The sequence below is a fragment of the Mesorhizobium sp. M0051 genome (assembly GCF_040323235.1).
Taxonomy (GTDB): Bacteria; Pseudomonadota; Alphaproteobacteria; order Rhizobiales; family Rhizobiaceae; genus Mesorhizobium.
In genome coordinates this window covers 1-13,494 of sequence record NZ_JAMYUT010000062.1, presented here as the reverse complement: position 1 = coordinate 13,494, position 13,494 = coordinate 1, and the positions used below count along the sequence as shown (strand labels likewise).

Genomic DNA, 13,494 nt, shown 5'->3' with positions numbered 1-13,494 from the left:
AAGGGATTGGGGCATGGCTCTCTCCCTGACGGGCAAGAGCGCGTACCTCTTAGTGTCGGCTGCGTCCGAAGCGCTGGCGGCCGATATGGGAAGCATAGGCTTCAAATGTGCGGATGACAAAATCTTACAGGTCACTGCCTGCCCTTTCGGGTAGGCCTGAGCCCCGAGTTGATCAAGGCGCATGTCTTGGAAGTTCACATTCGTTCCTTTTGCTGCTGGTGGTGACGGTTTCTCATACAAAGCAATTTGCGGGGCTCTGAGGGATTGGATCTCATATAAAAGCGGTCTCAGAACAGATAGAGAGGCACACGGCCTCACATTATCCCCAGCCCTGGTTGGCATTGCTCCGGCAGCTGCAACGCTGGGAGAACAGCCCCGGTCGGTAGGTGTGAAGTCGTGTGAAATGCGTTTCGTAGGTAAGCGCTCATTTCCCCGCACGTCGACGACCCTTGCAACGCTGATCGCTTTCAGACGGACGCGTCCGGGCGGATCAGGCTGCAGCGGTTTTGGCGAAGTTGAAGGGCCAGGTCCGGCTTGCCCACGCGGTAACCGTGGTTCCCTTCCGCACGCCGTCCAATGGCCTTGGAGGCCCTGTCACGTGCGCCCTTGCGCTTCGCCACAAGTCCGCAAGCTGCGCCTTCTCACACTCAGCCCGGCCCCGAGTATCTGCCGCACCATGGCTGCCGTAGGCGTGTCATCGCTGAAGCTGTCCGGTGCATCGACCGGGATCAATTCATAGCCAAGACCTGCAACAGCCTATGGCCCGCGATCTGCACCGCAAGGTCACGCGCGCACGGGCTGGCGTTCTCTATCAGGATCACCCGAGCGCCATTGCCCGCCATGTACTCAAGGAGGCCTTGAAAGCCGGGGCGCGTGTCGATCGGGTCAGCCCCGCTCACCGTGGACATTCTCTGTGACCCTATCCCTCGCGCTACAGGCCCTTGGGGGTCGAATTGCGCTGATTGCCCGGTATCGGACATTTGCAGCAATATGTCCGGCAAAAGGATTTTGGACTCAGTGTCCATTAACGTACAACTTGTGCAATTGGGCAACGCCACTGTGAATGGGGCTCGTCCACAACGACTGAACCGATCGAAAATGATGTGACGAAGACCGCGCAGCCTAAGGCACATACGGCACGTACGTTATCGTGACGCAAGGAAGACCACATGGATCACGATCGCTATCGTAGGATGCATGGTCGCTTGGGCGGTTCAATGAAGGCGGCTTCGTTTGAGGTGGCGCTGAAGGGCAAGACGCAGATCGCGGACGACAGCTGGGCTTTCGTCTTCGAGAGACCGGACGGCTTTCGGTTTAAGGCGGGACAGCATGTGCGGATGACGCTCCTCGATCCTGTCGAAACGGACCGCGAGGGCAACAGCCGTTTTTTCTCACTTGCCAGCACACCCCAGGAAACTGATCTGGTGATTGCCATGAGGATGCGTGACACGGCATTCAAGCGGGTTCTGGCTCGCCTGCAAATGGGGGACAAGGTTCTCATCCAGGTGCTACTGGATGTTCCGCACGGAGGTTTCGCACTGCACGCGGCCGGCAGTTTTTCTCGCCGGAGGCATTGGCATTGTCCCGGCCTTCTCGATGATCAAGGACGCAATCGAGCGAAAGCCGTCGCACCGGTTGTTTCTGTTTTATTCGAACCGGCGGCCGGCGGACGCTGCGTATCTCAGGGAATTGCAAGAACTAGCCGAGCAGAACCCGTCTTTCACACTGGTTGCGACGATGACCGAAGCTTCGGCTGGTTGGACAGGCGAAACCGGACGCATAAGCCATTCCCTGGTTTCAAAGCATGTCGATGACCTGCGGCTTCCCGTTTATTGCATTTCCGGGCTGCCGGAGATGGCCGGCGCCATGAAGACGATGCTCGGTGGTTCAGGGGTCGACGAGGCTAGCATACACGCCGAAGAGTTCACCGGTTTCGATCTCAACAAAATCAGCCCAAATCAGAACGGCAAAGTCACCGGCCATCGGTGCAGGCGGTTCATTCCGGTGGTCTCAACGGTACTGGCCGTGACCGCGCTGGTGACGCTGCATGCCGGCGCCGTCGTTTCGATATTCGGCAACGGTCTGAAGGGATTCCCCGGATCTGGCTGGTACGCAGCGATCGGGATTGCTCTTGCTCTTGCGCTGGTTAAGGTCGGATATCTCGCCCATCGCCTTCTCGCCGGCAGGAGGTTTTTCACTCAACATCGATGACGACCATGAGCCCGCCGCCGCCTTTCTCCTCGACATTGTTGTTCGTCGTGTGATGCGGGATGTGGCAGTGAATCAGCCATTTGCCGGGCCGCTGTGCCTTCCAGACGACGTCATATCGCTGCCCTGGCCCGACATTGATCGTATCAGCAAAAAAGCGGGCTGAGGGCTGGATCGTCTCGCCGTCGCGGGCGACCACCTCAAAAGGTCCGCCATGGATGTGCATCGGGTGGATGAAGCCGTTGTTGGTGCCGATGAAACGCACCTTCAGCGTCTCGCCAACCTTCATCTTGATCGTCTCGGTAGAGGGGTAGGCCCTGCCGTTGATGGTGAAGAAATTCGGCATGCCGCCGTCCATGGGCATCGCGGGATACGTCAGGCCTTCACGAACGAGCCATTCCTGAAGCTCGATCACATAGTCATGGTCGGCGGCTACCTCGTCGGCGGGCTTTGCGGGATCGATGATCAGCGCGCCGTAGAGGCCGAGGGCCTGGGTCCGGTCGGGCTTGGCGTGCGGGTGATAAAAATAAGTCCCATGCTGGGTCGCCGTGAATTCATAGGAATATGATTGTCCAGGCTCGATCGGCGCTTGGGTAATCTCAGCCGGTCCATCCATCTGGTTCGGCAGGATCATCCCGTGCCAATGGATGGTTGTTTCCTCCGGCAGGTCGTTGGTCACATTGATCCTGATACGGTCACCTTGGCGGATGTGGATACGCGGACCAGGAATCTGGCCGTTATAGGCATAGGCATCGACAGCGACGTTGGGCAGGATCTGCCAGCGGATCGCCGATGGCCTGAGTTCGAACACCTTCACGCCATTCTCCATGCGGAACGGCAGTTCCTGATCGCCCTTGGCCGCAAGGTCATACGTGGCGGTCACGCGTCGCGGATCGGTCGCCGCCATGTCGCGCATGGCATCGGCCGGTGTGTCACGGTCCATGATCATGCCGCGCGGCATGATGACGCCGCCGACATCACGGGCCGACAGCCTGAGGTTCAGCCAGTTCGCCGGCGCCGTCATGCCGATCGCCAGCGCAAACAGCGACACCATACTGAGCGCTGCAATCTGCGGCGTCGTGGCGTCCGTCTCCATCTGGTGACCGCCGCTGCCGTGACCGGTGTGAGATGAATGGCCTCCTTGCTGCGAGTGATGGGCCGGCATCGCGTGCGCTGTATGAGAAGCACCGTGCTCGTGCTGCTGCATACCGACGCCGTGGCCAAAAACCATTTCACCACCGTGCCATCCGGTATAGACAAGCAGCCCCACAACAACGACCGACATCAGCAGCCCCCACGGCAACACGGCATCCGCCGGACCAAGGGAAAGGCGCACAGCCATGCTGACCGCCGCGATGGCGAGCAGGACGAGGTTGCCGGCGAGATGATAGCGAGCATGGTACAGCTTGCGAATTGGCGGACTGCCAAGGAAGTCCGTCAGGCCGGCCACCGCTGCGGCAAGACCACCCACCAATCCCGTCGCGACGAGCCAGACTGAAGCAGTCGCCCAGAACGCATTGCCACTAATCCAGAACGCCAGATCGGAGAGAAGCGCACCGACGAACAGCCCGATCGGCAACGGAACCAGCATCGGATGAATGGGATGGCGGCCGATCGCCGCGACGACGGGAAATTCCGGCTGGCCATGCTGCTGCTCGCCGCTGTCGCCGGCATGATGATGAGAATGACCTTGGTGCGCTTCGGCGGTTGCCTTGGCAGGCGCGGCCTTCTCTTTTCGTCCGGCATGGCGTTCTGCCGGCTTTGCGGAGGCCTCGCTATGCGCGTGCTGCGTTCCCACATCATGTCCTGCGGATTGCTCCTGGCGTTGCGTCATAAGCCCATGCTTCAGCCGGCGGGCGACCAGCCAGACATTGGAAGGATAGGCGAGCGTGAAGCCGGCGATGACGCCGATCGACATCACGCCCCAGAACAGAAGTTCCGTCGGCTCCATCGCGCGCATGTCCCGCCCCATCATCAGGAAACTCATGACCGGCGCCATACCCGCCATCATGAAGTTCATCGAAATGAATTCGGGCAGGAAGCTTTTGCGCACGTTTTCCCAGTAGGTGCCGCCCATCATCGATTTCATGAACAGCGACTGGAAAATGAACAGGCCGAAGGCGAAGCCGGCAAGATATTCGACGATGAGGTCGAGCCACATCGGCAGGCCTAACGTTGCCGTGACGACGGCAGCGAGAATGATGCCGGTCGCATCGCCGGCAACGCAGTGGATGGTCGAGCCCACGCCCTGCTTCCACAGGGGCTTTGTGAAGTCCTCGTGCTCGCCGGGCCGTGGCTCCTTATCGGCAAGTACATAAAGCAGCAATCCAAGTGGACCCATATAGAGGGTGACCAGGATGAAACCCCATTTCATCACCACCGGTTCGGGATTGTTGCGGTATTGGTCGAAGCCGACATAGAGCGTCGAGACAGCGGCAATCGAGAACCAGGCAACAAGAAAATAGTCGATCGGTTGGACGAGCATGACAGGCCGCCTTTGATTTTTCGCAGAGGTTTGTCAGACGGCCCGGCGCACCAAGCCTTAAGGCTCATGAACGCGGCCAGCGCGTTTATGATCCGCGCTGGCCTCCGATGTCTTCAAGCCGCCAACTTTTCGTTGTCGTAGCCGGCAGATTTGATGACGTCCCGGATTGCGGTTTCGTCCGCCTTGGTCTCCACCGCGACCGTCGATGATCCTAGGTCGATCGCCACCTGAGCCGTCGGATCGACGCTTTTTACGGCCTTTTCGATCGTGCTGGCGCAGTGGCCGCAGCTCATATCCGGAACCCTCAATTTCAACATTGCAGCTCTCCTTTTGTTGTTGATGGAGACCTTATGGGGCTTCCCATCGTTGGAAGGTCAAGAGACTTTTTTGGAATTCGGATCGTTAGGAAGCATTGGTTGAATTTTGCCTCTTGACCTTCCAATCGTGGGAACCTTTTTATGATGTGGCAACAGCCCAGAACGGAGTTGCAAACTATGAACGCCATTACCCCGCACACGACAGCCGAACCCGCTCCGGTCACAATTCAGATCGGCATCGAGGGTATGACGTGCGCCTCGTGCGTGCGGCGCGTCGAAAAGGCCATTGCCACCGCGCCGGGGGTCGTCGGGACATCGGTCAATCTCGCGACCGAACGTGCCGAGGTGACTTTTGCCGGCAAGCCGGACCTTGCTCCCGTCATTGCGGCAGTATCGGCCGTAGGCTACGAGACGCGCGCGGACACGATTGAACTCGCCCTCGAAGGAATGACCTGCGCCTCTTGTGTCGCGCGCATCGAAAGGGCGCTAAAGGCGGTGCCGGGCGTGACCGAAGCCAGTGTCAATCTGGCAACCGAGCGTGCCACCGTCCGGATCATCGCGGGCACGATTGAGGCTGCCACGCTTGAAAGAGCGGTGGCGGCAGTCGGCTACCAGGCGCGCCAGATCCTGCCGGAGACGGACAAGGACCGTGAGCGCGACGGACGCGAAGCCGAGATTCGGACGCTGGGTCGCTCGCTTGCGCTGGCCGCGCTTCTGACGCTGCCTGTCTTCATTCTCGAAATGGGTTCCCATCTCGTGCCCGCGTTCCATCACTGGGTGATGATGACACTTGGCGACTGGAACTGGCGGCTGCAATTCGTCCTGACCACGATTGTTCTATTTGGTCCGGGCTTGCGGTTCTTCCGCAAGGGCGTGCCGGCCCTTCTCAGGGGCGCGCCGGACATGAACGCACTGGTGGCGCTAGGGTCCGGTGCTGCCTGGGCCTACTCGCTCGTTGCGACCTTGATTCCCGGCGTCTTGCCGGCAGGCACTGCCAACGTCTACTACGAAGCCGCAGCCGTGATCGTGACGCTGATCCTCCTCGGACGCTTCCTCGAAGCGCGGGCCAAGGGCAGGACCAGCGAGGCGATCAAGAAACTCGTCGGTTTGCAGCCCAAGACGGCGCACGTCGTCAAGGACGGCGTGACGATAGAAGTGCCTCTCGCCGAGGTACGGGTTGGTGACATAGTTATGGTTCGGCCAGGTGAAAAAATCGCGGTCGACGGCGAGATCATCGAGGGATCATCATTCATCGATGAGTCCATGATGACTGGCGAGCCGCTGCCCTTAGCCAAAGGAATCGGCGCGGAGGTCGTCGGTGGCACCATCAACAAGACCGGCAGTTTTTCCTTTCGCGCTACCAAGGTCGGTTCTGCAACGCTGCTCGCCCAGATCATCCGCATGGTCGAGGCTGCCCAAGGCTCAAAGCTGCCGATCCAGGCGCTGGTCGACAAGATTACGGCCTGGTTCGTGCCGGCCGTCATCGCGGCCGCCTTGCTTACCTTCGGAGCCTGGTTTGTGCTGGGACCTGAGCCGGCGCTGTCCTTTGCACTGGTCAACGCCGTTGCCGTCCTCATCATTGCCTGCCCGTGTGCCATGGGCCTTGCTACGCCGACGTCGATCATGGTCGGTACGGGGCGGGCGGCCGAACTGGGCGTGCTCTTCCGAAAGGGCGAGGCGCTGCAGACGTTGCGTGACGCTACGGTCATTGCTCTCGACAAGACCGGAACGCTCACCGAGGGCCGGCCCGAACTGACCGATTTCGTCGTGGCTGACGGTTTTGTCGAAGCCGACGTGCTCCGGCTCGTTGCCTCAGTCGAGGCACGCTCCGAGCATCCCGTCGCCGAGGCGATCGTGCAAGCGGCCGAACGGCACGGGCTTGTGCTTGCTGATGTCGAGAACTTCGAGGCCATTCCTGGCTTTGGGGTGAGAGCTGGCGTCGAAAGGTGCAAGATCGAGGTCGGTGCCGATCGCCTGATGATCCAGCTCGGCCTGGACATCTCGACCTTTGCTTCAGCCTCGGCGCGCCTTGCCGACGAAGGCAAGACCCCGCTTTATGCCGCCGTCGATGGCAAGCTCGCCGCGATCATCGCCGTAGCCGATCCGATCAAGGCATCGACGCCCGCTGCTATCAAGGCGCTGCATTCGCTTGGGCTTCGGGTCGCCATGGTGACCGGCGACAACCGCCGTACGGCCGAGGCGATCGGGCGGCGTATCGGTATCGATGAAATCGTCGCCGAGGTGCTGCCCGACGGCAAGGTCGAGGCCGTCAGGCGGCTTGGCGAGCATGGCGCTCGGGTTGCCTTCGTAGGTGACGGCATCAACGATGCGCCGGCACTTGCTGCAGCGGATGTCGGTATGGCGATCGGCACCGGTACGGACATCGCCATCGAAAGCGCCGATGTTGTTTTGATGTCGGGCGATCTCCGCGGTGTGGCCAACGCGATCGCGCTCTCCAAAGCAACAATCCGCAACATCGGCCAGAACCTGTTCTGGGCCTTTGCCTACAACATCGCGCTCATCCCGGTCGCCGCTGGTGTGCTCTATCCGCTGAACGGCACGCTCCTGTCACCGATGCTGGCGGCTGGTGCCATGGCGCTGTCTAGCGTGTTCGTTCTGACCAATGCCTTGCGTCTCAGGCGTTTCCGGATCCAATCGACGACAGGACACAAGCCGGTCAATTCTCCGTTCAAGTCGTATGACAGATTTGTGCCGATACGTTTTGCTCTAAGTTCCGGATCTGATGTCGCCGGGACTTTCAACCTGCAGGAATGCAACCATGAACATAGGTGAAGCTGCCGCGGAATCTGGCGTCTCGGCCAAGATGATCCGCTACTATGAGTCGATCGGGCTGATCGCCAACGTCGCCCGCACTGACGCCGGCTATCGGGTCTATTCGGACGACGATATCCATACGCTACGCTTCATTCGCCGGGCACGCGATCTAGGCTTTTCGGTTGACCAAATGACCGACCTGCTCGCTCTCTGGAGCGACCGCTCGCGGGCGAGCTCTGATGTCAAGCGGATCGCTATGGAACATGTTGCCGAGCTCGAACGCAAAATGCGAGAGCTCCGCGACATGTCAAAAACTCTGCGTCATCTGGCGGAGCATTGTCAGGGCGATGGTCGACCGCATTGCCCGATCATCGAACAACTTTCCAGCGGGCACGAGGCGGGGCCGATCAAGCGGGCCAAACGCCGCATTGACCCGGCCGGGCATCGGCAGTCCTTGTAGGACGCGCTCTCTCCGCAAACCTTGGATGAGTGATCGAGGAGAACGACAGATGCATCGACGTGGGTTTCTGGCGGCCGGCCTCGCGACGGTTCTTGCGAGCCGGCGCGCCGCAGCACAGATGAAGATGGACAACATGGATGACATGTCCGGCATGGACATGGGTCACATGGGCCATGACATGGGTGCAGCACCGGCCAACGCGCTCGCGCTCCCGGAAGGCGAGCCGTTGCGCGAGCTTACCCGCCTCACGAACGGATCGATGACTCCCGGTGCTTTCAAGGCACGACTGACGGCCGAACCGGCCAAGTTTCGCTTCGCCGAAGGGCTGGACACGCCGATCCTCGGCTATAATGGCACCAGCCCCGGGCCGCTGATCGAGGCGGTCGAGGGTGACCGGGTCGAGATCACCTTCGCCAACCGAATTCCCGAGGAGACGAGCACCATCCATTGGCATGGCATGCCGGTGCCCGCCGACCAGGACGGCAATCCGATGGACCCCGTCGCAACTGGCGCCGACCGCACCTACAGCTTCGAACTGCCGGAAGGCAGCGCTGGTTCCTACTGGTACCATCCGCATCCGCACGGCAAGACGGCCGAGCAAGTTTATCGCGGCCTCGCCGGTGCGTTCGTGGTCAAGCCGAAGGCCGATCCGATCCCGGCCGCCTATGGCGACACCGTGCTGGTGTTCACCGACCTACGCCTTGCCGCCGATGGCACGATGCCGGACAACACGATGACCGACCTGATGAACGGGCGCGTCGGCGATCATGTGCTTGTCAACGGACAGAAGAATCCCCGGCTAACAGTTCCCTTTGGCACGAAGCGGCGTTTCCGGCTCTACAACGCGACAAACGCGCGGTTCCTTCGACTGGCGTTTGAAGCGTCAATGACAATTATCGGAACAGACGGTGGCCTGTTGGACGCACCGATCGCCGCCGACGAGATCCTTCTCAGTCCCGCCGAACGCCTTGAACTGATCGTGTCATTCGACAAGCCCGGCCCCGCAACGCTGTACACGCTCGATTACGATCGCGGCTGGATGGGCGCAGGCCGTCCTGCCGATGCAGGCCTGACGCTGCTCACGGTCAATGTTTCGCGGACACCGGCCGAGCCGGTCCCGCTGCTGCCAGACCGGCTGCGGCCAATCGCGCCCCTCGGCGCCCCTGCCGTCAGCCGGCGCTTCGTGTTCACCGAAACCATGGCCATGAACGCCAGCGGCATGGAGATGGGGTTCCTGATCAACGGCGCGGCCTTCGACATGAACCGCATCGACGTGGTCGCCAAGGCAGGACAAGTCGAGCTTTGGGAGATCGTCAACAAGGCGGACATGGACCATCCGTTCCATGTGCATGGCACGCAGTTTCAAGTGGTCGAGCACGAACGCGATGGCAAGGTCTCGAAGCCTGCGTATCTGGCCTGGAAGGACACCGTCAACGTGGCACGCGGCGAGACGGTGCGGCTCTTGTTGCGCCAGGACCGGCCGGGGCCGCGCATGTATCATTGCCACATCCTCGAGCATGAGCAGCTCGGCATGATGGGCATTGTTGACGTGCAGGCATAGGCCGAGGTGGCTGCGCTCTATGGCGCGCTGTTCCTCAGCGCGTTCCTTGCCGCAACTATCCTGCCGGTCTCATCGGAGGTGGTGCTTGCCGGCATGATTGCATCAGGCCGCGGTGATCCGGGGTTGCTGCTCGCGGTCGCCACGATCGGCAATACGCTCGGCTCGGTGGTGAACTGGATTCTGGGACGCGGCATCGACACGCTCCGGACCAGGCGCTGGTTTCCGGTAAGTCCCGAGCGCTATGAGCAGGCAAGCCGGACGTTCCGACGTTTTGGCGAATGGACGCTGCTCTTTGCCTGGCTGCCGTTTGCCGGAGATGCTTTCACCATTGCGGCTGGCGCAGCCCGCGTGAATCTCGGGGTGTTCGTTGCTCTCGTCGCCGTGGGCAAGGCGGCGCGGTACGCGGCTGTCATTGCCGGAGGATTATGGGCGTTCGCGTGAGCTTCCGGCCTCGTCGACCGCGAGCTGCGCTTCCCGGTGAGCGATGTTCGGCCGTCCAAAGAACATGCTGCGCATGACACCATCGCGAAGCACCAGGAAATGCACAAAGGCAGCCAGGATGTGAACGCCGACAAATCCAAGCATTATCCAGACCAGCTTGGCATGGACAAACGCGAAAGCCCTTGCCGACAGCCCGCCGACCGATGGCGCCAACGGCACATGCAAGTTTCCGAAAAGCCGTGCGGGAGGCATGAAAGGCATTGGCCGATAGTCCAGCCATCCCGTTATCAGGACGGCAAGAATCATCACGTAGAGAAACACGTGGAAGAAAGCAGTCGCAAACCGCACGAACCGTGAGGTGTGCCTGACAGGGGGTTGGGTGAAGATGCGCCAGCAAAGCCTGAGAACAATGATGGCAAGGATCGTCACGCCGATCGACATATGGAGCGGAAGCCAGTTCATCGTCGCCATCCCTGGTCCGTTCATCGGCCCGAAGGCAATGGCGATTTGCGCCGAAAGCGCGATTACGGTCAGCCAATGCAGCAGACGAATGCCGGAATGCCAGTGCAGGCGTGGGTTCTCCCTCATCTCTGAGGCGCACCGGTTGTCAAATGCGAGCGCGAGTGTCTGATGTTTTTCGTCATCTCCAAGCTCATCGAGTTTTTCCTGCTCCCTTCCAATCTTGTCGCCCTCCTCGGGCTGATCGGCGTCCTCGCCACGCTCTTCGGCAGATCCCACCTCGGACGGGCATGCATCATAAGTTCGGTTCTGTTGCTCGCCATCTCCGGCTGGAGCCCTCTGGGACCGGCGGCGTTGATGGCACTAGAAGACCGCTTCCCCCAACCGGTGATCGACAGGCCGGTCGCCGGCATAATTCTTCTTGGCGGAGCGGTCGACACTCATATCAGCGGCGACCGCGGCACCTTAGCGATGAATGAGGCGGGAGAACGGCTGACCGCGACCGTCGATCTCAGCAGGCGCTATCCCGATGCAAGGATTTTTCTGTCGGGAGGATTAGGCCACATCGACGGCGCCGGCGCACTGACGGAGTCCCAAGTCGCTCGCGACATTCTCGTATCGCTGGGCGTGCACCGCAACGCATCGACATGGAAGAACGATCACGAAACACCTGCGAGAACGGCACCCAAAGCGCAGCCTCCGTCCGGCCGAAGCCAGGCGAACATCGCGACGAGGGGATTACGACCGCGAAGAACGACCAGCCCGGTCTGATTTTTAGCGGGTAGGGCGCCTAAAAGGTAACACGCTGCTACCTTTGGCCCGCTGCCTCATGGTGGCGGGCTTTTCATTTGGCGGTGGGGACTAGCGGGATTAGCGGGAAAAACGCCGTCGCTTTTGAGTGTCAGCAGATGTGGTAAGGTTGATTGTCGGCGAGTAGCAGAGGTCCAGCAACAATGAGACGAACCAGAGTTTACGGCGCATCCGGCTTGGTTCTAGCGGTTTGCACTGTATTTGCTTGGCAGAACGCCACTGCCGCTCAAAATTGCGACGCAGCCGCGACGCCTGGCGTCAATTGGCAGGACTGTGACAAAAAGCTTCTCATCCTAAAAGGACAGGACCTGAGCGGGGCGAACCTGTTCGGTGTTGATTTCACTTCGACCGACCTCAGGAACAGCAATCTCCGTGCGGCAAATTTTGAGAAGGCAACGCTTGTGCGTGCTTCCCTGGCCGACTCGACCGCCAAAGGCGCCCGGTTCGACAAAATCGAGGCTTACAGGACCGACTTCAGCCGTATGGACGCGCAGGGCGCTGTGTTTGCGAGCGCGGAAGTGCAGCGCTCGAATTTCCAGGACGCCAATCTGACCAATGTTGATTTCACAAAGGCGGAATTGGGGCGAGCGCAGTTCCATGAAGCCGATATCAGCGGCAGCCGCTTTTCGTTTGCCAATCTCGCGCGGGCGGACTTCCGAGGAGCGACGTTCACCGCGCCGATAGACTTTGACCGCGCTTTTTTCTTTCTGACCCGTATCGAGGGCCTCGATCTTTCCAATTCGGCGGGTCTGTCCCAGTGGCAGCTCAACATGGCTTGCGGAGACGCCCGGACCGAGTTGCCTTCTGGCTTGACGAGGCCTGAAGATTGGCCCTGTCAATTCCAGCAAGAATAGTTGTCGGCAAGCCGCCCATCACCGCAAGGACGCCGAGGAAGACGAAGACAGCGAGCCGCAACCCAGGCGATTCATCATCGGAAGAGGTTAGGCACTAATTTAGGCACCGAATAAGGCGCTACACACGGGAGTTGCGCGGCGGACACCGACGTCACAGCTACCGCCACGCCATTTTTGCACAACTTGACGCACACAACTCGAGGGGTTCGCGGATCAGTCCGCGGTCGTCCCGTTGTCTTCGTTTGCGACAAGTCGTGGTTTTCGAGCTCGTGACGCGCGATCCCGACTTGCCATCACGTTGCCGACGATAGCAAAAGAGCGCCCTCAAACGGGCGCCGGCATTCTATCCCTTGTAACACCCACGCGTTGGCGACAGACCTTCGGGCGGTCGTGGACGCACTTCTCTACATCTCTACATCGCCTGACCGGCTGCCAGTGGCGGGCATTGCCGGACCGTTCCCGCCCGAGAAAAACTGTCGCAGGCTCTGGCCAATCTCGGCACATGGACCATCGAAATCATCAAGCGCTCCGACACGGCCAAGGGCTTTGAGGTGCCCGCCGCGACGACCGGTCGTCGAGCAAACTTTCGCCTAGCTGGGACGTTGTCGCCGGCAAGCCAAAGATTTCGAGGCGACCATCGCCAGCGCCGAGCGTGGTCTTCTCCGCCGCCATCGCGCCAACTTCGGTGCTTGATCGGCATTACAGCCAAAGGACATTGTTAGAGCGAAAAGCTGACATTTGCGTAGCAGGACGACAAAATGCCAGCATTTATCAAATTATCTCGTTAGCGCCAGCCGTGGCCTTAAATAATCCGAAGCGAAATTCCATCGCCGCGAAAACCAGCCCCCGTAGAGCGATTAGCATTTGCCTTCCAATCCGCATTTCTCGTTTCTCCAAAGGTTGCACCACGAAGCCCTTTCACCATGCATCTGTCGTTCCGCCCAGCATCGCCATCAGCCATGCGGGCGGCGGCGCATCGCCGACGATTCGGCCGTAACCATGCCGGCCATCTCGGGCGTGTCGAGCGCCGGGTTATGGGCGCGGTGGAGGCGTGCCGGACCGCGGCCCTGGGCGGTCACGCCGAACACTGCGCCGACTGCGGTCTCGTGCGGCAAGCCTATAAC

Annotated in this window: 12 protein-coding genes and 2 pseudogenes; 10 read left to right on the top strand and 4 right to left on the bottom strand. The window is 60.5% G+C overall.

Going from position 1 to position 13,494, the window contains the following annotated elements; translation table 11 throughout:
* Positions 1 to 728: 728 nt before the first annotated feature.
* A complete protein-coding gene (locus NKJ90_RS32580) occupies positions 729 to 908 on the bottom strand; it encodes a recombinase family protein (RefSeq protein ID WP_352487703.1) in 180 nt (59 codons plus the stop codon).
* A 607-nt stretch (positions 909 to 1,515) separates the two neighbouring features.
* On the opposite strand from NKJ90_RS32580, the pseudogene NKJ90_RS32575 reads away from it, so the two are divergent.
* Positions 1,516 to 1,809: pseudogene (locus NKJ90_RS32575) on the top strand (ferredoxin--NADP reductase); the annotation flags it as partial.
* Positions 1,810 to 1,866: 57 nt separating this feature from the next.
* On the top strand, positions 1,867 to 2,211 hold the full coding sequence (locus tag NKJ90_RS32570) for a hypothetical protein (RefSeq protein WP_352487706.1): 345 nt from the start codon (positions 1,867 to 1,869) through the stop codon (positions 2,209 to 2,211).
* Here NKJ90_RS32570 and NKJ90_RS32565 read toward each other — a convergent pair.
* Together NKJ90_RS32565 and NKJ90_RS32560 are read right to left on the bottom strand one after the other, a co-directional pair.
* On the bottom strand, positions 2,195 to 4,693 hold the full coding sequence (locus NKJ90_RS32565) for a DUF2231 domain-containing protein (RefSeq protein WP_352487702.1): 2,499 nt from the start codon (positions 4,691 to 4,693) through the stop codon (positions 2,195 to 2,197). The genes NKJ90_RS32570 and NKJ90_RS32565 overlap by 17 nt on opposite strands.
* 113 nt (positions 4,694 to 4,806) lie before the next feature.
* Positions 4,807 to 5,010, bottom strand: coding sequence for a heavy-metal-associated domain-containing protein (locus NKJ90_RS32560; RefSeq protein ID WP_352487701.1), 204 nt, complete (start codon positions 5,008 to 5,010; stop codon positions 4,807 to 4,809).
* Between the two features lie 177 nt (positions 5,011 to 5,187).
* Between NKJ90_RS32560 and NKJ90_RS32555 the strand changes: the two genes are divergently transcribed.
* The 4 genes from NKJ90_RS32555 to NKJ90_RS32540 are packed head-to-tail and all read left to right on the top strand — an operon-like array spanning position 5,188 to position 10,247.
* Positions 5,188 to 7,803 carry a heavy metal translocating P-type ATPase gene (locus NKJ90_RS32555; protein WP_352487700.1) on the top strand — a complete coding sequence of 872 codons (2,616 nt, stop codon included), beginning with the start codon at positions 5,188 to 5,190 and terminating at the stop codon, positions 7,801 to 7,803.
* Positions 7,790 to 8,245: a Cu(I)-responsive transcriptional regulator gene (gene cueR / locus NKJ90_RS32550; protein WP_352487705.1), complete on the top strand. Its 456-nt coding sequence runs from the start codon at positions 7,790 to 7,792 to the stop codon at positions 8,243 to 8,245. Before NKJ90_RS32555 ends, cueR begins: the two co-directional genes overlap by 14 nt.
* A gap of 49 nt (positions 8,246 to 8,294) precedes the next feature.
* On the top strand, positions 8,295 to 9,806 hold the full coding sequence (locus tag NKJ90_RS32545) for a multicopper oxidase family protein (RefSeq protein ID WP_352487699.1): 1,512 nt from the start codon (positions 8,295 to 8,297) through the stop codon (positions 9,804 to 9,806).
* 6 nt (positions 9,807 to 9,812) lie between these two features.
* The gene (locus NKJ90_RS32540; RefSeq protein WP_352487698.1) at positions 9,813 to 10,247 is read left to right on the top strand and encodes a YqaA family protein; all 435 of its coding nucleotides are present in this window, start codon (positions 9,813 to 9,815) and stop codon (positions 10,245 to 10,247) included.
* On the opposite strand, the gene NKJ90_RS32535 is transcribed toward NKJ90_RS32540, so the two are convergent.
* Positions 10,230 to 10,835 carry a cytochrome b gene (locus NKJ90_RS32535; protein WP_352487697.1) on the bottom strand — a complete coding sequence of 202 codons (606 nt, stop codon included), beginning with the start codon at positions 10,833 to 10,835 and terminating at the stop codon, positions 10,230 to 10,232. The two genes, NKJ90_RS32540 and NKJ90_RS32535, sit on opposite strands and share 18 nt — an antisense overlap.
* 42 nt (positions 10,836 to 10,877) lie before the next feature.
* Here NKJ90_RS32535 and NKJ90_RS32530 point away from each other — a divergent pair, with 42 nt between their 5' ends.
* The 4 genes and pseudogenes from NKJ90_RS32530 to NKJ90_RS32515 all read left to right on the top strand — a co-directional run.
* On the top strand, positions 10,878 to 11,477 hold the full coding sequence (locus tag NKJ90_RS32530) for a YdcF family protein (RefSeq protein WP_352487696.1): 600 nt from the start codon (positions 10,878 to 10,880) through the stop codon (positions 11,475 to 11,477).
* Positions 11,478 to 11,659: 182 nt separating this feature from the next.
* Positions 11,660 to 12,370, top strand: a complete 711-nt coding sequence (locus tag NKJ90_RS32525) for a pentapeptide repeat-containing protein (protein ID WP_023762587.1) — start codon at positions 11,660 to 11,662, stop codon at positions 12,368 to 12,370.
* 431 nt (positions 12,371 to 12,801) lie between these two features.
* A pseudogene (locus NKJ90_RS33650) lies at positions 12,802 to 13,063 on the top strand (hypothetical protein); the annotation flags it as partial.
* 266 nt (positions 13,064 to 13,329) lie between these two features.
* Positions 13,330 to 13,494, top strand: a 165-nt coding sequence (locus NKJ90_RS32515) for a transposase zinc-binding domain-containing protein (RefSeq protein ID WP_352487704.1), incomplete at its 3' end; no start/stop codon positions are given.

Bases quoted from the DNA above. Each gene is read 5' to 3' on its own strand.
- NKJ90_RS32565 (WP_352487702.1), bottom strand. From the start codon at position 4,693: ATGCTCGTCCAACCGATCGACTATTTTCTTGTTGCCTGGTTCTCGATT.
- NKJ90_RS32545 (WP_352487699.1), top strand. From the start codon at position 8,295: ATGCATCGACGTGGGTTTCTGGCGGCCGGCCTCGCGACGGTTCTTGCG.
- NKJ90_RS32580 (WP_352487703.1), bottom strand. From the start codon at position 908: ATGTCCACGGTGAGCGGGGCTGACCCGATCGACACGCGCCCCGGCTTT.
- NKJ90_RS32560 (WP_352487701.1), bottom strand. From the start codon at position 5,010: ATGTTGAAATTGAGGGTTCCGGATATGAGCTGCGGCCACTGCGCCAGC.
- NKJ90_RS32570 (WP_352487706.1), top strand. From the start codon at position 1,867: ATGAAGACGATGCTCGGTGGTTCAGGGGTCGACGAGGCTAGCATACAC.
- cueR (WP_352487705.1), top strand. From the start codon at position 7,790: ATGAACATAGGTGAAGCTGCCGCGGAATCTGGCGTCTCGGCCAAGATG.
- NKJ90_RS32555 (WP_352487700.1), top strand. From the start codon at position 5,188: ATGAACGCCATTACCCCGCACACGACAGCCGAACCCGCTCCGGTCACA.
- NKJ90_RS32535 (WP_352487697.1), bottom strand. From the start codon at position 10,835: ATGAGGGAGAACCCACGCCTGCACTGGCATTCCGGCATTCGTCTGCTG.
- NKJ90_RS32525 (WP_023762587.1), top strand. From the start codon at position 11,660: ATGAGACGAACCAGAGTTTACGGCGCATCCGGCTTGGTTCTAGCGGTT.
- NKJ90_RS32530 (WP_352487696.1), top strand. From the start codon at position 10,878: ATGTTTTTCGTCATCTCCAAGCTCATCGAGTTTTTCCTGCTCCCTTCC.